General features: G+C 68.5%; 16 protein-coding genes and 3 pseudogenes. 4 read left to right on the forward strand and 15 right to left on the reverse strand.

The annotated features are described in order from the left end of the window. The 4 genes from FNH09_RS26520 to FNH09_RS26535 form a co-directional block, all read right to left on the reverse strand. Positions 1 to 1,060: serine/threonine-protein kinase (locus FNH09_RS26520; protein ID WP_152892317.1), on the reverse strand; the 1,060-nt coding region annotated here is incomplete at its 3' end. Between the two features lie 56 nt (positions 1,061 to 1,116). Then, on the reverse strand, positions 1,117 to 1,974 hold the full coding sequence (locus FNH09_RS26525) for an oxygenase MpaB family protein (RefSeq protein WP_152892319.1): 858 nt from the start codon (positions 1,972 to 1,974) through the stop codon (positions 1,117 to 1,119). 396 nt (positions 1,975 to 2,370) lie between these two features. Beyond that, the gene (locus FNH09_RS26530; protein ID WP_152892321.1) at positions 2,371 to 3,276 is read right to left on the reverse strand and encodes a hypothetical protein; all 906 of its coding nucleotides are present in this window, start codon (positions 3,274 to 3,276) and stop codon (positions 2,371 to 2,373) included. Beyond that, on the reverse strand, positions 3,273 to 3,920 hold the full coding sequence (locus FNH09_RS26535) for an RNA polymerase sigma factor (protein WP_152892323.1): 648 nt from the start codon (positions 3,918 to 3,920) through the stop codon (positions 3,273 to 3,275). The genes FNH09_RS26530 and FNH09_RS26535 overlap by 4 nt, the downstream gene beginning before the upstream one ends. Before the next feature lie 737 nt (positions 3,921 to 4,657). Between FNH09_RS26535 and FNH09_RS26540 the strand changes: the two genes are divergently transcribed. After that, positions 4,658 to 5,692 carry an NlpC/P60 family protein gene (locus FNH09_RS26540; protein WP_162469132.1) on the forward strand — a complete coding sequence of 345 codons (1,035 nt, stop codon included), beginning with the start codon at positions 4,658 to 4,660 and terminating at the stop codon, positions 5,690 to 5,692. 94 nt (positions 5,693 to 5,786) lie between these two features. After that, positions 5,787 to 5,963: pseudogene (locus tag FNH09_RS26545) on the forward strand (transposase); the annotation flags it as partial. Between the two features lie 562 nt (positions 5,964 to 6,525). Here the strand turns inward: FNH09_RS26545 and FNH09_RS26550 are convergent. The 5 genes and pseudogenes from FNH09_RS26550 to FNH09_RS49575 all read right to left on the reverse strand — a co-directional run. Beyond that, positions 6,526 to 7,662 carry an FAD-dependent oxidoreductase gene (locus FNH09_RS26550; RefSeq protein WP_338017691.1) on the reverse strand — a complete coding sequence of 379 codons (1,137 nt, stop codon included), beginning with the start codon at positions 7,660 to 7,662 and terminating at the stop codon, positions 6,526 to 6,528. Positions 7,663 to 7,990: 328 nt separating this feature from the next. Continuing rightward, positions 7,991 to 8,257, reverse strand: coding sequence for a DUF6308 family protein (locus tag FNH09_RS26555; RefSeq protein ID WP_238427116.1), 267 nt, complete (start codon positions 8,255 to 8,257; stop codon positions 7,991 to 7,993). A 93-nt stretch (positions 8,258 to 8,350) separates the two neighbouring features. Then, positions 8,351 to 9,334, reverse strand: coding sequence for a VWA domain-containing protein (locus tag FNH09_RS49570; RefSeq protein WP_338017692.1), 984 nt, complete (start codon positions 9,332 to 9,334; stop codon positions 8,351 to 8,353). Between the two features lie 162 nt (positions 9,335 to 9,496). After that, the gene (locus tag FNH09_RS26565) at positions 9,497 to 10,189 is read right to left on the reverse strand and encodes a DUF1345 domain-containing protein (RefSeq protein WP_152892325.1); all 693 of its coding nucleotides are present in this window, start codon (positions 10,187 to 10,189) and stop codon (positions 9,497 to 9,499) included. A gap of 325 nt (positions 10,190 to 10,514) precedes the next feature. Next, positions 10,515 to 10,628: pseudogene (locus tag FNH09_RS49575) on the reverse strand (helix-turn-helix domain-containing protein); the annotation flags it as partial. A gap of 238 nt (positions 10,629 to 10,866) precedes the next feature. Between FNH09_RS49575 and FNH09_RS26575 the strand changes: the two are divergent. Further along, complete coding sequence (locus FNH09_RS26575; RefSeq protein WP_152892327.1) at positions 10,867 to 13,080, forward strand: SpoIIE family protein phosphatase; 2,214 nt, start codon at positions 10,867 to 10,869, stop codon at positions 13,078 to 13,080. 41 nt (positions 13,081 to 13,121) lie between these two features. Here the strand turns inward: FNH09_RS26575 and zwf are convergent, their stop codons facing one another. The 6 genes and pseudogenes from zwf to ppgK all read right to left on the reverse strand — a co-directional run bounded on the left by zwf (position 13,122) and on the right by ppgK (position 19,440). Continuing rightward, a complete protein-coding gene (gene zwf, locus FNH09_RS26580; protein WP_152892329.1) occupies positions 13,122 to 14,531 on the reverse strand; it encodes a glucose-6-phosphate dehydrogenase in 1,410 nt (469 codons plus the stop codon). A 48-nt stretch (positions 14,532 to 14,579) separates the two neighbouring features. Further along, complete coding sequence (gene pgl, locus FNH09_RS26585) at positions 14,580 to 15,275, reverse strand: 6-phosphogluconolactonase (RefSeq protein ID WP_162469133.1); 696 nt, start codon at positions 15,273 to 15,275, stop codon at positions 14,580 to 14,582. A gap of 5 nt (positions 15,276 to 15,280) precedes the next feature. Then, entirely contained in the window at positions 15,281 to 16,312 is a 1,032-nt protein-coding gene (gnd, locus tag FNH09_RS26590) for a phosphogluconate dehydrogenase (NAD(+)-dependent, decarboxylating) (protein ID WP_152892334.1), read from the reverse strand. 10 nt (positions 16,313 to 16,322) lie between these two features. After that, a pseudogene (locus tag FNH09_RS26595) lies at positions 16,323 to 16,472 on the reverse strand (hypothetical protein); the annotation flags it as partial. A gap of 76 nt (positions 16,473 to 16,548) precedes the next feature. Then, positions 16,549 to 18,615, reverse strand: coding sequence for a transketolase (tkt, locus tag FNH09_RS26600; RefSeq protein ID WP_238427117.1), 2,067 nt, complete (start codon positions 18,613 to 18,615; stop codon positions 16,549 to 16,551). 51 nt (positions 18,616 to 18,666) lie between these two features. Beyond that, positions 18,667 to 19,440, reverse strand: coding sequence for a polyphosphate--glucose phosphotransferase (gene ppgK / locus FNH09_RS26605; RefSeq protein ID WP_162469134.1), 774 nt, complete (start codon positions 19,438 to 19,440; stop codon positions 18,667 to 18,669). Positions 19,441 to 19,802: 362 nt separating this feature from the next. On the opposite strand from ppgK, the gene FNH09_RS26610 reads away from it, so the two are divergent. After that, positions 19,803 to 20,606, forward strand: a complete 804-nt coding sequence (locus FNH09_RS26610; protein WP_152892340.1) for a Cof-type HAD-IIB family hydrolase — start codon at positions 19,803 to 19,805, stop codon at positions 20,604 to 20,606. Positions 20,607 to 20,840 lie beyond the last annotated feature (234 nt).

A 20,840-nucleotide genomic window follows, 5' to 3' on the forward strand; every position in this document is an offset into this window, starting at 1 on the left:
GGGCGGGCCGGTCGGTGACCGGGGGCGCGATCCACTCGCCGGTGAGCGCGGCACCGGCGTCGGGCAGTGCGGGACGCAGTCCGGCCGCGGCCGCCTTGTGACCGGTGGTCATGCCCCGGGTCCAGGACGGCAGGCGCGGTTCGCGAACGGCCGGCCGGGGCGTCCGCGGCTGCGGACGGGGGCTCACCACGGTCGGCACGTACACCGACGGGGTGCGGCCCGCGGCGATCCGGCGGCCCACTTCGAGGGCGTCACCGGGACGCTGTCCGGGTTCCTTGGCGAGCAGGTCGAGGATGATCCGCTCCAGGTACCCGGGCAGTTCGGCGCGGTGCTCGCGCGGCGGGCGGGGCGGGGTGTCGCGGTGGCCGATGAGCACCGCCCAGGCGTCGTCGAGGTCGAACGGCGGCGCCCCGGTGGCGATCTCGTACAGCACGCAGCCGAGCGAGTACAGGTCGCTGCGCCGGTCGACCTCGCTGCCGCCGATCTGCTCGGGCGACATGTAGTGCGGGGTGCCCATGGCTATGCCGGTGCCGGTCAGCCGGGAGGTGAAACCGATGTCGTGGCCCAGCCGCGCGATGCCGAAGTCGCATATCTTCACGGTGCCGTCGGTGAGCCGGACGATGTTGGCGGGCTTCAGATCGCGGTGCACGATGCCCTGGCGGTGCGTGTAGGCGAGCGCGGCGGCGACCTGGTCGGCGATCTCGACGACGTCCGCGACGGGCAGCGGGCGGTGGCCGTCGTCCTCCAGCAGCCGGCCCAGGTCGCGGCCCTCCAGGAACTCCATGACCAGGAAGAGGACGCCGTCGGACTCGCCGAAGTCGTGGACGACGGTCACCCCGCGGTGCTGGAGACCCGCGGCCACCCGGGCCTCGCGCCGGAACCGCTCGCGCAGCACCCGGGTGAAGGTCGCGTCGTGCGCCGGACCGCGCGGTTTGAGGCACTTCACGGCGACCTGCCGGCCGAGCGACTCGTCGCGGGCACGCCACACCTCCCCCATGCCGCCGCGCCCGATCACGTCGAGCAGTCGGTACCGGCCCTGGATCAGTCTGGTCTCCGCCATCGCGTACGGTCGCCCCCGTTCGCCCCGCCCTCCTCTGGCTCGTCCAGTATGGCGGCCTATCGTCCGACTTTGTACGGTGCCGGGCGCGCACCGGGGCCGAGGCGGGCCATGGCGCGCAGGATGTGTTTGGGCGGGAGCTGCCAGCGCAGACGTGCGGGAACACAGCGCAGGAGGGCGCCGGTGGCACGCAACCGGCGGGTGACGGTGGCGGGTCGCGGGGCCGGTCTGCCGTACAGCGCGTGGGCGTACGGCGGCAGGGAGGCGTACGCCAGGTCCGCCACGCGCCGCCACAGCACCTCGCGCGCCGGGACGAGGAGGGGGTGCGTCGGCGGGCGCAGCAGGAAGTCGTCCACGGTGCGCGCCTCGGGTCCGGCGGCGAGTTCGGGCCGCACCCGCGCGAAGTAGGCGGCCAGTTCGGCCCGGTCGGCGGGTACGGCGTCGGGGTCCAGACCCACCAGGCGGGCGCCGACGCGGTGTTCGCCGATGTAGCGGTCGGCCTGGGCGTCGGTGAGCGGGAAGCCGGAGCGGCGCAGGACGTGCAGATAGGAGTCGATCTCGGCGCAGTGCACCCACAGCAGCAGCGCGGGCTCGTCGACCCCGTAGCGTTCGCCGGTCTCCGGGTCGGTCGCGGTCAGCCTGGCGTGGATCTTCCGGACCCGGGCGCCGGCCTTCTCGGCGGCCTCGGTGGTGCCGTACGTCGTGGTGCCGACGAAGTCGGCGGTACGCAGCAGCCGGCCCCAGGCGTCCTGGCGGAAGTCCGAGTTCTGCATGACCCCGCGCACCGCGCGCGGATGCAGCGCCTGGAGGTAGAGGGCGCGGACGCCGGCCACCCACATCATGGGATCGCCGTGCATCTGCCAGGTCACGGAAGCGGGGCCGAAGAGCCCGGGGTCGGGTGTGCCTCGGGACGCCATGCCCGCAGTGTGACCCCCGGGCCCGCCGGACACCAGCCCGTCGCCCGGCCCGGCCCGCGTCCGGGCCGTTGCCCCGTCCCTCCCCCGCTTGACCAGGATTGACAGTTGACATCAGGAAACGTTCGTGACCTGCGCTGATGCCAACTGGCTTCAGCAACGTTCACGGATCCGCTCGAGAGGCACCTCGCGCCAGTTGCTGCCGAGAGCGCCAGCGTCCGCCCGATCTGCACCCGCACTCAACGATCTTCGCTCCAGGCCGTAGGCATATCGCGACCGACGAATGTTTGCTTTCGGGAACGCCTGTCGATCTGGGCGAGCTCATCCTCAGCGCCGGCGAGACTGGCGCGTAGTCCTTCGAATTCACCGGGCCGTAACAAGGTCGGCCGAATGGCCGATTTACTGGTTATCGGTGAACTGCGGGTCCTTCTGCTGATTGTAGATCTCTTCACCGGATGCGTTGTAGGCGTGGACGTAGGGGCTCGGGCCCGCATAATGTGAGCCGGGGTTTTCGACGGAGAGAGCCGCCGCGTAGACGAACGCTCCGCCTGCCATGGCCGCCGGGTACTGCTTCGGATTATCGCCGTAGCTGATGGCGATCCTGGCAATGTCGGATGTGTAGTGCCCGGCGCCCAACACGAGATATTGCCCCTTGCCGGTGGACTCGCAGATGGAGTCGAAATACTCAATCGTATGACCGGTGCCCCACAGACGATTGTTGATGAACGTGGGCGGGGAATCCTGGCTGTTGCCCTTGTCGCCCTTTGACTCGCATTGCACGTACTGATCGGCGGAGTTGACGGCGATGACCACACCGTCCCCGCGCTGCGAGGCGACGGGAGCGCGGGCCGCGACCACCGCGTGATAGCTCGAGGCATCCGAGCCCAGGCAGGAGGCAAGGATCTTGGCGACGGTCCCAGCGTCGATCGGGGTCGTCGTCCCGCTGGTGACGGCGAACGCGTCCGGGGTGGAAGTCGTGCGAGTCGATGACGGCGCCGACCCGGCTCCGGCCGACGTGGAGCCGCGCGTTGTGATCGGACTCGGTGGTGCGGCGGCGCTCGTCGGGTTTCCCCCAGGAGCGGCGAGAAGCGGCTTGGCATCCCCTACCCCGCTGAAGACGGCCACGGCCGCGACGCTCACCGCCACAACGCCGGTGGCAACACTCAGCGGCACTACCCACCCGCGTCGCAGCGAAGCACGGTTGTCCTCTGGGCCGATCTTCATCAGTAGCTCCTCTCGGGTCCGCCGGTGGTTCGGCAGATCACGATCGGAAGGAGCCGCGGGAATGCCCGGCATGTCATTCATCGTGCGACCTCTTCCGCGTTGACGGGATTCACCGAACTGAATGACGCCGGAAGCGTGGATCTGCCAACGAGGTCGGCCCCCAGCCTCCGCCGCGCCCGGTGCAGTCTGGACTTCACCGTTCCGACCGCCACCTTCAGCGTTGCCGCAGCCGCTTGCTGATCCAGGCCAGACCACACGCAGAGCTCGACGACCTCGCGTTCGTGGCGCGGCAGCCGAGCCAGCGCCCGGTGGATCTCCGACATACGACGCTCGTCGTCGACCAGGACGGCGACGCGGTCCGCGTGGTCGCCCACCGACTCGTCATGCGAGACGAGCCGGCGCAGCAACGCCTCGGCCCGCCTCAGCCGCCGCCTGGTGTTCGACAGCAGGCGGTCGGCGATGCCCAGCAACCACGGCAAGGCCGAGTCGCGGTCCAGCACCGTCTCCGATCGTCGACGCCAGGCATGCAAGAACACGGTCGACGTGAGGTCTTCGGCCTCGGACCAGTCGGCCGTCCGCCGGAACAGGTGGTTGTAGACGGTCCTCCCATGACGGTCGAAGATCAGACCGAACGCTTCCCGGTCTCCGTCGACGGCCCTCGCCCACAGCACTCGGTCAGATATCCCTCCGACCGGTACGGCGGGACCAGCGTCATTCAGTTCCATGCTCTATACGTGTCCGGCAACCGGCCGAAGGTTCCCGCTGAACCAGCTCCGTTTTGACGGACTCGGATTCAACCGGCCAGAGCGACAGTGCCGGTTGGAGGCAGGCGGCGCTGACCCTGCCGGCGAAGGAGCGGTCGTCCGAACAGATCGTCGGACACTTGCGTCTGCATCACGGGGACGACCCGCAGACGCGGATCACCCACGAGACGATCTACCGGACGATCCACACCACCCGCTGGAAGGTGGTCCCCCGCGAACTGTGCAAGCGCGTTCGAACTGGCCGCCCGATCCGGAAGAACAAGCACCACACGGTGAAAGGCCAGTGGCGTTCACAGATCACCGACGCCCGACCGATCGAGGAGCTGCTCCGGCAGCATCCGCCCGAAGGAACAAACCTGTCGACGTTCAGCCAGGACGAGCTTGACGCCATCGCGGCGAAGCTCAACAACCGGCCGCGCGAGTGCCCGGGATTTCGCACACCAACCGTGAGTGTCGCCTTGACACGTCGAATCCACATCAACACCTGCCACCTACCCGGCAACACTCCGAAGGAAGCCGTAACTCGTCTCTGCCACTCAACATCCGTCATTACAACGCCACTTGCTCTAATGAAGACTGAGTCACTACAGTCGCCATCCGAACCTTTGCCCGATTGTTCACTCGCTGGGGGTGACGGTGAAGGATCACCGCTCGCCGGCGTTTCGGCAGGCGGCTGGAGGAAGAAGGAGTTCGCTTTCGTGACGTCCCACCGTCGGCCCAAGCAGCCGAGCCGCACCCGTGTGACCGTGCTCACCACCGCCGCCGCTGCCGCCGTTGCCCTCAGTGCCAACGTCGCCAATGCCGCGCCGTCCGAGAAACCCAACAAGGACGAGGTCAAGACCAAGGTCGACAAGCTCTACGAAGAGGCCGAGCAGGCCACCGAGAAGCTCGACGGCGCCAAGGAGAAGCAGCAGAAGCTGCAGAAGCAGATCAGCGCTCTCCAGGACAACGTCGCCCGCGGCCAGGAAGAGCTCAACGAGCTGCGCGACGGCCTCGGTTCGATGGCCAGCGCCCAGTACCGCACCGGTGGCATCGACCCCTCCGTGGCGCTCTTCCTCTCCTCGAACCCGGACGACTTCCTGGACAAGGCCTCGGCCGTGGACCAGCTGACCGCTCAGCAGGCCGAATCGCTCAAGAAGGTCCAGGAGAAGCAGCGTTCGCTCGCCCAGCAGCGCGCCGAGGCCTCCGCGAAGCTCAAGGACCTCGCCGACACCCGGGCCAAGCTCGCGAGTAAGAAGAAGGAAGTCCAGAGCAAGCTGGGCGCGGCGCAGAAGCTCCTCAACACGCTGACCGCGCAGGAGAAGGCGGCGCTGGCCACCCAGGACCAGCAGCGGGCCACCCGCGCAAGCGAGCGCGTCGACCTCGGCACCACCAAGGCCGCCTCGGGCCGCGCCGCCGCCGCGTTCGCCGCCGCCCAGAGCGTGATCGGATCACCGTACGCGTACGCCCACGCCGGCCCCAGCACCTTCGACTGCTCGGGTCTCACCTCCTGGGCGTACGCCCAAGCCGACGTGACCATACCCCGCACCTCGGAGGCCCAGGCCAACGCGGGCACACGCATCTATTCGCAGAGCGATCTGCAGGTCGGTGACCTGGTCATCTTCTACGGCGACCAGCACCACGTCGGCCTCTACGCGGGCAACGGCCAGGTGCTGCACGCCCCGCACACCGGCGCGTTCGTCCGCTACGAGGCGATCGGCAACATGCCCTTCCAGTTCGGCGTCCGGATCTGATCTGCGCCTCGGGCCGGGGCTGCGGTGCGGTCTTGACGACAGCCGGCATGGTGGGTGTGTGGATGCACATGAAGTGAACCGTGCTCGGGCGTAGTTGGCGCTGTTCGTGGCTGATGTGTTCGCCTCGGTGCCGCGGAAGGATCAGCGGGCCAAGAGCGACTACCATCTGCGGGGGCTGATGATGGACGGTCGCCGCAAGTCCGTCCAGGCCATGGCGGAGCGGCTGCCGGAGGGCACCGAACAGAACCTGCAGCAGTTCGTGAACCAGTCCGAGCGGCTGCGCGCCACCAGCCTGCCGGCTCTGCCCGACGACTCCGGCGACGCGGAATACGAAACCGGCACGACTCGGGACTCTCTGCGACCAGAATCTGCCCCTCCACGTCTCCGTACGCACGATCATCGAGTGGGAGACACGAACGCGCAGCGCGTCCGAACCTCACCAGCCCTGAGAAAGCAGCAGGTCAGCCCCATCAGACGGTCTGTATGGCCAAGACCGCTACCCTCCGGTCCGTGCCCTTGGTACGGTGCCGACCATCCCGCTTTTGTGCCAACTGAAAAGCCTCGTCACAACCCTGTGACCAGGCTCGACAGTTGGAACCAGGTTACGTTCGTGACCTGGACCGATGCCAAGTAGCTTGAGCGGCCGGCCGCATGAAATCAGCAAGATAGCTGGCACTTTGGTACACCGCAGGTCACAACGCGTGTCGCCAAGGCCGGACACCGTGGCCAGGGCAGATCCTCGGTGCGCGGGCGCGGCGGGCGGGACAAGTGGCCGGGTCGTCCTGCCCTGCGCTGGAGAAATTTGGTGGGGGTGCCCCTTCTTCGGGGACGGCTCAGTGGCTCGTGGGACGCGGGCGTCCGAGTGCGAACCGGCTCGGTCCGGGCTCTCCGCGTACCAGCGCGGCCGCCAGCTCGCCGATGACCGACGCGAACTTGAAGCCGTGCCCGGAGAACCCTCCGAGCACGGTGACCGGGCCCTGCCGGTCGATGACGAAGTCATGGTCGGGGGTGGTGGTGTACAGGCAGGTCACGGCCTCGGGCGCGGTGTGGTCCACGCCGGGGAGCCAGCGCTCGGCGTACGCCGCCAGCTCTCGCAGGATCGCGGCGTCCGGGGTGCGGTCGCGCCGGTCGGGGTCGACGACCGGGCCGACGCCGTGGAAACCCGCCTTGACGCCGTCGGTGCTGCCGAGTCCGTACACCCCGTCCGCGGTGAAGCCGTCCATGGGCAGCGCGGCGCCCGGGTGGTGAATGTAGCTGGGCCAGGTGAGCGCGTCCGCCGCGGGGAAGTGCGCGGGCTGTTCCTGGGTGACACGCAGCACCGGTACGCCGCCGACCAGTGGAGCGGTACCGCCGCCCAGCATTGCGGGCGCCCAGCCGCCGACCGCGACCACGACGGCATCGGCGCGCAGTTCCTCCTCCGTGTCCGTGACCACCCGGACCCCTGCGTCGCCGTGCACCGACAGCCCGGTCACCCGGACGCCGTGCCGGACCTCGGCTCCGTGCGCCCGCGCCGCCTGCTGGAAGGCGGTGACCGCCTCGTCGGCGTGCAGGCGTCCGGCCTCCGGGTGGAAGACCGCACCGGTGTCGGCGCGCAGCCCCGGCCAGCGCTCGGCGACCTCCTCCGGGGCCAGCCGCTCGGCAGGGTGTCCGGCAATGGTCAGCGTCTCGTACAGTGCCTCGGTCGTGGCGGCCGGGCCGTGGTCGACGGCTCCGGTGAGGGTGAGCACCTGCCGTCCCGTCTCCTGCTCCAGCCGCCGCCACAGCGGCAGCGACCGCGCGGCGAGACCGACGTAGAAGGGGTCCGTGTAGGCCAGCCGGAAGATCCGCGAGGTGCCGTGCGAGCTGCCCCGGTCGTGGCCGGGCGGGAAGCGCTCCAGCAGGGTGACGCGGTCACCCTGGGCAGCAAGCCGCCACGCGGCGGACGAGCCCATGACCCCGCCACCGATGACGACGACTCGACGAGAAGACACGATGCTCGATCCTTTCACGGACGATCCGGACCGACCGGGCAACCGGACGCCCCGAGGTTTTCCGGTGTGACCTGCAACTTTCTATCAGCCGCCGGCCCAGAGCGAACCGGCCGGGTCGCCGCCACGAGATCAGTGCCACCAGGATCGCCAGTTGGCACCACGCAACATTCGTGACCTGCGCTGATGCCAAGTAGGTTCAGCAGCTGCAGGTACGGAATCAGGGAGATGGTTGGCACTTTGGTACACCGCAGGTCAGGGGGTGCTTCACCGAGGGCACGGGGCATCTGCCCTCCGGGCGAAAGGCCCTCTCGGATGCGACCGACGGGCATCAGGTCCCGATGCAGCCTTTCCGTTGATGATCCGTACGGTGATGCATCCAGAGCACCACGTCGCAGACCCGCAACGCGCTGACGGTTGCGGGGAGATCGGCGGAATGCCGTAGGGCGGTCAGGTCGCGATGCAGCGCATGGTCGTCGGCACGCAGCGCGCCGTGCAAGTCGAGCCAGAATGACTTCGGCCGACCGAGAACGCAGCGAACGACCTGGTCGTAGACGGGCAGCAGCCGGGGGCGCTTTCGTGAACGGCACTGTTTCATCGAGCATGCCGGTGCCGAAATAGCGTCGGAGATCGGGTACGGCCTGGTCAGAGGTGATGAGGCTGTTCAGTCGGTGGGCGAGCATCGGTTGGCTCAGTGCCGCAGCCAGGTGGCGAAGGCGTCGACAAGGCCGGCGTAGAACCGCTCGTCGGGCACTGATCCCGGGTTCTTGCTCGCGTCGTAGAAAGCAACGTTGGTAAAGGTGGCGGAGGCGGATGCGTTGAGGTTCTTGTAGAACGCGAGCTTGCCGCGTCCGAATCCCACGAACAGCCAGAAGACACCAAGTGATGCGGTGTTCTGCAGCAAGGAGCGGACCTCGACCTTGTCCCAGGGTTCGTCACCGACCTGGGTCACGATGAAGGCGGGATCAGCGGCGCCGGATTCCTGGTAGTGCCCTACTGCACGACGCATGGCGTCGGCGACATTGCCCCACCCCCAGTCGACCTGGGTATGCAACTGCCCGATACGGCCGCGGTAGTTGTCCAGCCGGATCTCTTCCAGGAAGGGTTCCCGTCCGCTGGAGAAGACCACGGGAACAGTGCCGTCGTCATCGAGGGTGGCCGAGAGCGCCGAGACGCGCTCGGCGAAAGCTTGCACAGCGAACGACTCGTACAACTCTTCCATGTGCCAGTCGTGATCGAGAATCAGATACACCGCCGCCCGCTGGTTCGCGATGCCCCGGTCCGCAAGAGCCTTGCCGGCCTGGCGTGCCGGAGGCAGCAGTCCGGGAGCCAGCCGTTCGACCTTCGACAGGTCCACCGCAGGCCCCGAAGACCTCGAATCGCGGCGTCCTTGGGTGGGGAGCAGCGCAGGGGTTGCGACGGGCTCGGATTCGACAACGACGCCGTAGTCGGTCGCGAGACCAGCCAGACCGGAGGCGTAGCCCTGTCCCACTGCACGGATTTTCCACCCGCCGTCCCGTCGATAGAGCTCCGCCGCGGAGCGACCACCGGCAGCGGGCCAAGAAGATGGTTTCGATCCGATCGTCGGCGCGGCCGGACTGGACCGCTTCGGCTCGCCCGATGACGTCGGGCCAACCGGGAATGGTGAGGATCCGGAGAACAGGCCGGCCCCCAGGACGCTGCGGCGTGATGGGTGGGTCCATCATCGGCGGACCGCGCCGACCAACGATGTCGTCCCTCAGTGCCGAAACGCTCGTGATCCCATCGGTCATGGTCTTCCGGGCTTCGCAGTTGAGGCGTAGCGGTTCGCCGTGCGGTGATGGGCCACCGCGGGTCGTCAGGCGAAGACGTTGACGGCTCGGGCGACGACGAGTCCGAGGATGAGCAGGGAGACGACGGATTGGACCGTCATGACGATCTTGGCCCAAGGGGCCAGTGGCATGACGTCGGTGGGACTGAAGGCGGTGGCGTTGGTGAATCCGAGGTAGAGGTAGTCGATGTAGCGGGGGCGCCAGTGCGTAGCGTTCAGTTCGGGGCTGAGGTGTTGGGGAAAGGCGAGAGCGGGGGTGGGCGGCATGTGGTGGGCCCGCGCGGCGGCTCCGCCGCTATCGAGCTCGAAGTACAGCAGGGAGAACGCGAGAACAGTGGAGGCCCACACGCTGCCGCCTGCCTGCAGGAGAGCATCGGCGGAGTTGGTCTCTCTACCACCGTGCATGAGGTCGTCGGTCAACTGGAGGGTCGACCAGATGGCGCCGCACGCCAGCACGCTGACCAGGGCGATCGACACCACCCGCATGGCAGCCGAGCGGCGGCTGATTCGAATCGGATCGCCCGCGATCAGCGCCACCAGGAGCAGTCCTTCGACAAGGGGGAGCGCCCAGCGGGGTCCCAGGCGTAGGTCGTCGGGCAGCAGCAGAGTCAGCACCGCGGCGGCGATGACGGCTCCGGCCATCGGCCAGCGGGCCTCGCCGTGTGCCGCCTGCTGTGGCTCGTGCAGATTGCTCGCATCGGAGGGGTGCTGTCCGGTCATGCTCGGCTGCCGCCCGGGGTCGGGTGGGCGAGGCTGGTGCAGTCCGGATCGGCCAAGGTCGTGTCCTTTCGAGCGCTATCGCCTCATTGTGGGGATGGGCTGCCGTGTCGGCGTCCTGAGACACGCGGAGCCCATCACCAGGTATTCGGGTAGGACGCCGCTCACTCGAGGCCAAGGCTTTGAGGCTTGCCAGCAGGCGGTCCGTGCCGGGCAGGCGGTAGACCTCCAAGCGCGCCGTCAGCAGCGCATGCAGCTCGGAGCGGAAGTCTCCGAGGTCGGCGACGGAAACCGGGCCGACCCGGCTCTCCGCGGTGGCGAGCATCAGATCCTGCTTGGTCGGCCAGCGCCGGTAGATGGCCGGTTTGCTCACCTCCGCGAGGGCTGCCACCGCGTCCATCGTGACAGCGTCCAAACCCTGCTCCGTGACCAGGGAGAACATCGCGTCCAGCACCTTCCGGGTGACCCGCTCCTCGCGTGGCCGCCCCGGTCCATGCTTCCCCGCCTGGATTTATTTTACTGCCGTGGTCACGAGATCAGAGGGCGTTCACCGGCTCCGGATCGCGGGGCTGCGACGGTGCCGGCCACGGAAATTCGGCAGGAGAGCCCTGCCGGCGCTGCCGGCTCGTCTGATCGGACGAACCACCTCGCCAGAATGCGGTGGCGGGGGGCAGGCAGCGGTGGCGGTGCCGCCAGCTGCGGGGTTTGATCGTATGTGTGCTGGTGTTGTGCCGATCTTCTGTGCGCTGGGAACTACTGTGAGTGGCCCCAACCACCAGGGCGATCCCCACGGGCATCGCCTGGACGACGCCGTTCTGGCCGCACTGTTCTCGCAGTCGCCGGTCGGGCTTTACGTGCTGGACACGCAGTTGCGGCTGGTCCGGGTCAACGTCGCCGCGCGGCGGATCCGGGATTTTCTGGACCCTGTCGATCAGCTGGTGGGCCGGTCGCTGCGGGACGTTCTCGATGCATTCGGTGTTGACAGGCCCGAATTCATTGAGCGCACCGCGCGCAACGTGCTGGAGACCGGTAGTCCCGTTCTGGACCTCCACTTTTATCTGCGCAGCCGTCGGGATCCGGCGGTCGAGGCCATGGTGTCGGCAGCCTGTTTCCGCCTCCAGGACTCCGACGGAACGGTGCTCGGCCTGGCCGTGGCGCTCACCGACATCACTGCGTCCGCCCGAGCCGAGGCGCGGATGCGGTTGCTCAGTCAGGCCACCGCGAGTGTCGGCACAACCCTCGACATCTTCCGCACGGCCGAGGAGCTCTGCGACCTCGCCGTGCCGGAACTCGCCGACTCCGTCACTGTGGACGTGATCGATTCGGTGCTGCGCGGCGAGGCTCCCGCGCCCGTGGCCGCGACCGAGACCGTACCCCTGCGGCGTGCCGGCTTCCGGTCCGCGGCCGACGATACCGAGCAGGGCTTGGCGACGGTCGGCGAGGCTGGCACTTACCCTTTCGGGACGCCGTACCTGCAGGCCCTGTCGGGCCTGGCGCCGGTACTGATCCGGCATCTGGACGCGGACACCGACTGGCTGGACCCGGCCCGCAAGCTAGACGCACGGCTCCTGGCTGCCGGCGTGCACTCCATGCTCGTGATGCCGATGCGAGCCCGAGGGGTGGTGCTCGGACTGACCTGCCTCTACCGCTGGCGCAACCCCATCCCATTCGACCGCGACGACCTGGCACTCGTGGAGCTGCTGACCTCCCGCGCCGCGCTGAGCCTGGACAACGCCCGGGTGTACAGCCGCGAACGGTCGGTGGCGCGGATTCTCCAACGCGAGCTGGGGCGACCCGAGTCAGCAGTCTGCTCTGCTGTGGAGACCGCGCACGCCTACCTGCCCACGGGAGCCGGAGGCGGCTGGTTCGACGTCATCCCCTTGTCCGGGGCCAGGATCGCCCTGGTCGTGGGGGACACGATCGGCCGCCCGCTCAACGCCGCTGCGGCCATGGGACAACTGCGGGCCGCCATCGCAGCTCTGTCCCGCCTCGACCTGCCGCCCGACGAGATCCTGGAGCGGCTGCACGACCTGGCCAGCTGGCCCCTGAGCCTGCCCGAGGCCACCACCCGCGGCGAAACGCTCGACCATGCCTGGTCGGCGACCTGCCTGTACGCGGCCTATGACCCGGTGATCGGCAACTGCACGATCTCCAGTGCCGGACATCCCCCGCTGGTCGTCGTCCACACGAGTGGAAAGGTCGAGCTCCTCGACATCCCCACGGGCCCGCCGCTCGGCCAGGGAATCGCGCAGTACACGGTGGTGGAATGCACCCTCCCAAAGGGCAGCACGCTGCTCCTCTACAACACGGCACTGCTGGGAAACGGCCTGGACCCGGGTCGCCCTCCCGTGCTGCTGGAGCGACTGCGTGAAGTGACGAACACGGCCTCTCTTCGGGACATGTGCGACGCGATCGTCGATGCCCTGGCCCCACGGCAGCCGCAGCGGGACGCCGTCCTTCTGCTCGCCCGCACACAAACGCTCGACGCCGCGCAGACGGCCTCCTGGACGCTCCCCAACGCTCCCGAAGTCGTCTCCCAGGCACGGAAACTGGCCATCACCCAACTCACCGACTGGGGCATGGACGACCTCGCGGACGGCACCGCACTGATCGTCAGCGAACTCGTCACCAACGCCGTCCGCTACGCCGAGGGCGCCATCGAACTCCGCCTCATCCGCGACCAGGCACTGATCTGCGAGGTCACCGACGACAGCAGCACCGCCCCCCACCTGCGCCGCGCCGACGACTCCGACGAGGGCGGTCGCGGCCTGTACATCACCGCACAACTCACCGACCGCTGGGGCGTCCGCCCCGCGCCCCGCGGCAAGACCATCTGGGCTGAACAGCCCATTCGCCACCCGGCTCCGGACCCCGCCCAAGCGCACCAGTCATGAAGGCCGTACGGACTGCCTGGGCGGGTCCGGGCGCGACTGTGTCAGTCGGGGGACCTCGCCGGCAGCCATGGTTCGTGCCATCGCGGATATCCGGCGACGAGCTTGCTCGCGCCCGCCGGTCCCCAGGTCCCCTGCCGGTATTGTTCGGGGTCGCCGGGCGCCTCCAGCAGTGGCTGGACGATTCGCCACGTCTCCTCCACCGAGTCCTCCCGGGTGAACAGGCTCGCGTTGCCTTGCAGTGCATCACTGAGCAGGCGCTCGTACGGCTCGGGTGCCTCACCGAGCTCGGCCGCGAAGAGGAGGTCGAGGTCCACCAGTTGCGTGTCCTGCTTGCCCGGCTGCTTGGCCTGGATGCGGAAGTTCATGCCTGGGCTCGGATCGATCCGCAGGATCCACTGGTCGGGCTCGGGCGCGATCCGCTCCGCGAACGCAAGCCGTGGCGGGCGCTTGAACACAATCCGGATCTCGGTCACTCGCTCGGGGAGCGACTTGCCGGCGCGGATGAAGAACGGCACCCCGGACCAGCGCCAGTTCTCGACCTCCAGCCGCAACCCGACGTAGGTCTCGGTGCGCGAGTGCGGCTGCACGCCGGGGACCTGCAGGTACCCCTCGTACTGCCCGCGGACGTAGTGGGCCGGGTCGGCGTCGGGGATCGCCCGGAACACATCGACCCGGCGGTCCCGGAGCGCGTCCGCGTCGGCGGCTGATGGCGGCTCGGACGCCATCAGGGCGAGCAACTGCAGCAGGTGGTTCTGCACGACGTCGCGGAGCGCGCCGACCGGGTCGTAGAAGTGGCCGCGGTCCTCGACCCCGAAGTCCTCGGCCATGGTGATCTGCACGCAGGAGATGTGGTCGCGGTTCCACACCGGCTCGAACACGGAGTTGGCGAACCGCAGGAACCGGATGTCCATCGCCGGCTCTTTGCCGAGGAAGTGGTCGATCCTCAGCAACTGGTCCTCGTCGAGGAGCTGACGCAGCTCGGCGTTGAGGGCGCGCGCCGACGCAAGGTCATGCCCGAATGGTTTCTCCACGACAACCCGGGCGCCCTTGGTCAGCCCGGCGCCTGCCAGGCCCCCGGCCACCCGGGCAAACAGCGACGGTGGGATCTCCAGGTAGAAGACGGGGTGCCGACTGCCGTTGACCGCCCGGGCGAGGCGATGGAACGTCTCGTCGTCGGCGTAATCGCCCTGCACATAGCTGAGTCGGGTGGCGAACCGGGCAAAGACGTTGTCGTCGAGCGGCTCGCCCGCTTCCTTGATCGCCGCGCGGGCGTGGTCACGCAGCGTGTCGTCGGACCAGCCGTCGCGCGCCACTCCGACGATCGGGCAGGTCAGCAGGTTGCGCCGCTCAAGCCGATAGAGCGAGCGAAACGTCATCTTTCGCGCGAGGTCGCCAGTGATCCCGAAAATGACCAGCACGTCTGCGGGAACGTTCGACGAGTTCAAAGCCATCTGATCCCCCTTATGGGGCCGGCACGGCAATAGGGTCGGGCGTCATGGTCATGCGGGCGACTGGGCACCGGCGCGCGGAGGGCCCTGGTCGGCCGCCGCCGCGTCCGTGAGAACGAGCGACGCCGCGGCCTCGACCCGGCCGGCGGGAATCGACCGGTCTCCCGCAACGAGCCTCGAGAGCGGTTCGCGCTTGTCCGCTCCGGTGATGAGCCAGAGCACCTGCTGGGCGCGGGCGAGCGCAGGATAGGTGAGTGTCATGCGCTGGTGGCCCATGTAGGGCGCCGTCAGGGCCACCAGCCGGTCCGAGACCTCGAGCACCGGGTCCCGTGGCACCAGTGAGGCGGTGTGACCGTCCGGGCCGAGGCCCAGGTGGACGAGGTCGAAACGCTCGGGCAGCGACCGCCCGTAGGCGGCGGCCGCCGCATCAAGGTCGGCGTCGTTCACGGGCATCGCGATGACCTCGGCCGGGGCCGCACCGAGGCTCTCCCGCAGGTGGGTGAGGTTGCGGTCCGGGTCGCCGTCGGGCGCGACGCGCTCGTCGACCTGGAACACCGCCACGTGCTCCCAGGGGACGTGCTCATGTGCGAGCCGCGCGAACATCGCCCAGGGCGTGTGCCCCCCGCTGACGGCGAACGTGAATCGGCCGTGGGCTTGCACGCAGGCCTGGGCCAGCCGCGCCACGAACGCCGCCGCGGTGCCGGCGACCGCATCGGGGTCGGCGACGACTTGGAGTTCGTGATGCACAGCCCTCAGCCCTTCTTCTCGGCGTGCCCGCCGAACTCGGAACGCATCGCCGAAAGGATCTTGTCGGTGAACTCCCCGGCCTGCCTGGACTCGAAGCGCTCGTAGAGCGAGGTGGTGATGACCGGTGCCGGGACGCCTTCGTCCACGGCGGCGAGTACGGTCCAGCGGCCTTCCCCGGAGTCGGAGACCCGCCCGGCGAAGCCCTCGAGGGAGGGCGAGCCGGCGAAGGCGTCGGCGATCAGGTCGACCAGCCACGAGCCGACGACCGAGCCGCGCCGCCAGACCTCGGCTACCTCTCCGACGTCGATGTCGTACTGGTAGGCCCACGCATCGCGCAGCGGCGTCGTCTCCGCATCGACCTCCTGCCGGCTTTTGCCGGCGTCCGCGCGCTCGATGATGCTGAGGCCCTCGGCGATCGCGGCCATCATCCCGTACTCGACCCCGTTGTGGACCATCTTCACGAAGTGCCCGGCGCCGTTCGGCCCGCAGTGCAGGTACCCGAGCGGAGCGGTGCCGTCGGTCCGGGACCGGCTCGGCGTCGGTTCGGCGCAGCCCTCGCCGGGAGCGATCGTCTTGAAGATCGGATCCAGATGGGCCACGACCTCGTCCTCGCCGCCGATCATCAGGCAGTAGCCGCGCTCCAGGCCCCAGACACCACCGCTGGTCCCGCAGTCGACATAGTGCAGCGACTTGTCGGCAAGACGCTTGGCGCGTGTGATGTCGTCGCGGTAGTAGGAATTGCCGCCGTCGATGAGGACGTCGCCAGGCTCCAGCAACGGCTCGAGCTGGTCGAGGATGGAGTCGACGATCGCAGCCGGAAGCATGAGCCATACGGCCCGTGGCTTGTCCAGTTTCGCAACGAAATCCCGGAGCGAGTCTGCGCCCGTCGCGCCCTCGCCGGCCAGTTCGGCGACTGCGGCCGCGTTGACGTCGGACACGACGCAATGGTGGCCGTCTCGCATCAGCCGACGCACCAGGTTCGCCCCCATCCGGCCGAGCCCGATCATCCCGAGCTGCATGGGCTTGTCTGTCGCCATGTGGTGCCTCCTAGTCCTTGAGCGTGCGGTAGTGCCGGATCAGCGCGTTCGCGGACGAGTCGTGGCCGAGCTCAGGTCCGGTCACGCTCTGTAGCTCCGGGATGATCGCGGCAGCAAGCACCTTGCCGGGCTCGACGCCCCACTGGTCGAAGGAGTCGATTCGCTGCGTGTCGTAGGCGAGCAGATGCTGTCCAGCCAGATGCTCTGGCCCTGCTCATGGAGCGCCTGGGTCACGTTCACGCCTGCTCCCTGCCGGCGGCCACGCACTCGCGGGCGACCTGGGTGACCTTCTCGGGAGTGAAGCCGAATTTGGTCAGCAGCATCTTGAGCGGCGCCGATGCCCCGAACGTGTGCATGCCGACGACCGCGCCGCCGTCGCCGACGTAACGGTCCCAGCCGAGGGTCGCCGCCTGCTCGATGGCGACCCGGGCCCTGACCCCGGGCGGGATGACCGAGTCGCGGTATTCCTTGGGCTGGCGGTCGAACAATTCCCAGCAGGGCATGCTGACCACGCGAGCCGTGAGGCCCTCGGAGGCGAGCTCGTCACGGGCCGCTAGCGCGAGTTGCACCTCCGACCCGGTGGCGAGCAGGATGACGTCGGGCTTGCCGTCCGCCGCGTCTACCAGAACATAGGCTCCCCTGGCCACCCCGGATGCGGCCCCCATCTCGGAGCGGTCGAGGGTCGGCAGCGCCTGACGGGAAAGGACCAGCACCGCCGGCTCGTGCCTGAGCGCGGTGACGACCCGCCAGGTCTCGACGACCTCGTTCGCGTCGGCCGGGCGGAACACCAGCAGCCCCGGCATCGCGCGCAGCGACGCGAGTTGCTCGACCGGCTGGTGGGTGGGACCGTCCTCGCCGACCCCGATCGAGTCGTGGGTGAAGATGTGCACGACCGGGATCTCCATCAGCGCTGAAAGCCGGATCGCGCCGCGTGCGTAGTCCGAGAAGATCAGGAACCCCGACCAGTACGAGCGCAGCTTGGTCAGCGCCATCCCGTTCGTGATCGCGGTGGCGGCGTGCTCGCGGATCCCGAAGTGGAGGTTGCGCCCCGAGCGGTCATCGGCCTGGAAGTCGCCGGCGCCGGAGAACGTGAGGTTGGTCTTGGTCGACGGTGAAAGGTCCGCCGACCCGCCGAGCACCCACGGCACGGCTTGGGCAAGCGCGTTGAGCACCCGGCCGCTGGAGTCACGGCTGGCGATGCCCTTGGGGTCGGCAGGGAAGGTCGGCAGCGCCGACTCCCAGCCCTCCGGCAGGTCACGTCGCTGGATGCGCTCCAGCTCGTCGGCGAGGTCGGGATGGGTGGTTCGGTAGGCCTCGAATCGAGCCTCCCAGCTCGTCCGGGCTTCGCGACCGCGCGCGCCGACGCCTGCGGCGAAGTGCTCGTAGACGCCGTCGGGAACGAAGAAGTCCTTGTTTTCCGGCATCCCGAGGAATCGCTTGGTCGACTTGACGCCCTCCACGCCGAACGGCGCGCCGTGCGCCTTCGGAGTGTCCTCGACCGGTGACCCGTAGCCGATGTGGCTGTGCACCACGATGAGCGTGGGACGCTCACTCTCGGACTTGAAGGTGTGCAACGCGCGGGCCACGGCGTCGAGGTCGTTGGCGTCGGCCACGGTGGTGACGTTCCAGCCGTAGCCGATGAACCGGGCCGCCACATCCTCGGTGAACGCGATGTCGGTGTGGCCCTCGATCGTCACCCGGTTGGAGTCGTAGATCCAGCAAAGGTTCGACAGCCGCTGGTGGGCCGCGACCGAGGCAGCCTCCGACGAGACCCCCTCCATCATGCAGCCGTCGCCGGCCATCGCGTACACGTCGAAGTCGAAGGCGGTGAAGTCGTCGCGGTTGTACCGGGCGGCGAGCCACTGCCCGGCGATCGCCATCCCGACCGAGGTCGCAACGCCCTGGCCGAGCGGGCCGGTCGTGGTCTCCACGCCGCTGGTCCACCGGTACTCCGGATGCCCGGGGCAGTGCGATCCGAGCTGGCGGAACGTCCTGAGGTCGTCGAGGGTGACGGCGGGTCGGCCGAGGACTTCGTAGTCGGGGTCGACAGCCTGCACGCCGGTGAGGTGGAGCAGCGACCAGAGCAACGCGGAGGCGTGTCCTTCCGACAGCACGAAGCGGTCGCGGTTGGGCCAGATCGGGTCGGCCGGATCGAAGCGCAGGAAGCGTTGCCAGAGCGTGTACGCGACCGGGGCGATTCCCATCGGTGTCCCCGGATGGCCGGAGTCGGCCGCCTGGATGGCGTCCATGCACAGAGTGCGGATCGTGTTGACGGAAAGTGTTTCCAGGTCGTAGTTGCTCAATGCGAGCCTCCCTGAAGGTGCTGCCCCTGCGCTCATATCGAGCGCGGCAGACTACGGTTGAGCTTCCCCGGCCGGAGCGAAGAGCGCCGCGCCGACAATGCCCGCATCGTTCAACAGCTGCGCCGGCACGATCTCGGTCCTGAGCTCGATGTACGGCAGGAACTTGTCGGCCTTCTTGCTGACGCCGCCGCCGATGACAATCAGGTCGGGCCACAGCAGCCGCTGGACGAGGTCGAGATACTTCTCCAGACGGTGCGCCCATTTCCTCCAGGACAGGTCGTCGTGCTCGCGCACCGACTCCGCGGCCCAGTCCTCGGCATCCTCGTGGTGCAGCGGCAGGTGCCCCAGCTCGCTGTTGGGCACCAGGTACCCGTCGGAGAAGACGGCGCTGCCGATACCGGTGCCAAGCGTCACCATCACGACGACGCCCTTGCGTCCCTTGCCGGCGCCGAAGCGCATCTCGGCGATCCCGGCCGCGTCGGCGTCGTTCACCACCCTCACGTCGCGGCCGGTCGCTCGTGCGAAGAGCTGGGCCGCGTCCGTCTCCATCCAGGCCGGGTCGATATTGGCCGTCGTCTGGACTCTGCCGCCCCGGATGACCGCCGGGAGCGTCAGCCCGACCGGTCCTGGGGCGCCGATCCGGGAGAGCACCTGCACGACCACGTCCGCGACTGCCCCTGGGGTCGCCGGATGCGGGGTCGGGATCCGGACCCGCTCACCGATGAGGTTGCCGAGCTCGAGGTCGACCGGCGCTCCCTTGATGCCGGTCCCGCCGATGTCGACCCCCAGCACGCGGGCCGTCTTGTCCTGACTTGCCTGCGCCACTGCCCGCTCCCCTCAGGGGCTGGCCCAAAATGTGTTGCTTGAATTTTGGACATCAAGCCCCGTAAGAGCTTTCGCCATACAATTCTCAATACTCTCACATATCATTTATATTCGCCACGTCACTCTTGTGAGGTTATTTTGGAGGCCGAGGGGTATATTCAAAAATCGCGCACCCTGAAGGGCATCGGTTTTTCTTTCTGCTCGAGAGGAACGCGACTGCGACTTTCGCCGGCCGCGACGGTATCCTCCAGCAATTTTCAGAAATCAAGCCGACCGGGAACCCGTCCCCCAAATCCCCCGCATCCGCGAGCCGATGCCTCTCCCTGTCCGGTCCGGCCCCGACCAGAGCATACGGAGGCGTGATGTCAACCCGCCCGATTCGCCTGCTTCTTGCCGACGTCGACGGCACTTTGGTCACGAGCGACAAGGTCCTCACCGACCGCGCCGTCCGTGCGGTCCACGAGCTCTACGACGCAGGCGTCCTCTTCGCGGTGACCAGCGGGAGGCCGCCCCGCGGCATGTCCATGATCATCGAGCCCCTGGCGCTGACCACTGAACTCGCCGCCTTCAACGGCGGTCTCATCGTCAAACCGGATATGACCGTTGTCGAGCAGCAGGTCATTCCCGCAGAGGTGGTGGCCCCGGTCGTCGCGCTGATGGAGTCGTTCGGCCTCAGCGTCTGGATCTACCGGGGTGCCGACTGGTACGTCCGCGACGTGAAGGGGCCTCACGTGGATCGCGAGAGCTGGACGGTGCAGTTCGCGCCCACGCCCGTTCCCGGCTTCGACGGGCTCGAGCGGGGCGCCGCCAAGGTCGTGGGGGTCAGTGATGACCACCAGGTCGTCGAGGCGGCCGCGGTCGCGGCTCGCGCGCAGTTCGGCGAGCATGTCTCGGCCGCCCGCTCGCAGCCCTACTACCTCGATGTGACCCATCCGCAGGCCAACAAGGGAGGTGTCGTCAAGTACTGGTCCGCCAAGCTCCAGATTTCCCCCGAACAGATCGCCACGATCGGCGACATGCCCAACGACGTACTGATGTTCGCCCACTCGGGACTGTCCATCGCGATGGGCAACGCCAGCCATGAGGTCCAGCGTGCGGCGAGGCGGGTTACAACGAGCAACGAGGAGGAGGGCTTCGCGAACGCGGTCGAGCAGTTCATCCTATGACCCGCGTCACTGCATGCCCGGGCCTGGCGCCCTGAGCCTGAGACCTGGCCTGGTCGAGGGGGAGGATCGTGAGCGTCCAGCATGAGAAGCAACGTGCCGCCGAGGCTGCGGCCGAGTTGATAGAGGACGGTATGGCCGTGGGCCTCGGTGCCGGCTCGACCGTCGCCTACCGGACGCCCGGCACCGTGCCCGCTCCACAGAGGTGTGGGTCGACGGCGGACGGGATGGGAGTTG

The organism is Streptomyces adustus (assembly GCF_009377175.1).
In the GTDB taxonomy this organism is placed as follows: domain Bacteria; phylum Actinomycetota; class Actinomycetes; order Streptomycetales; family Streptomycetaceae; genus Streptomyces; species Streptomyces adustus.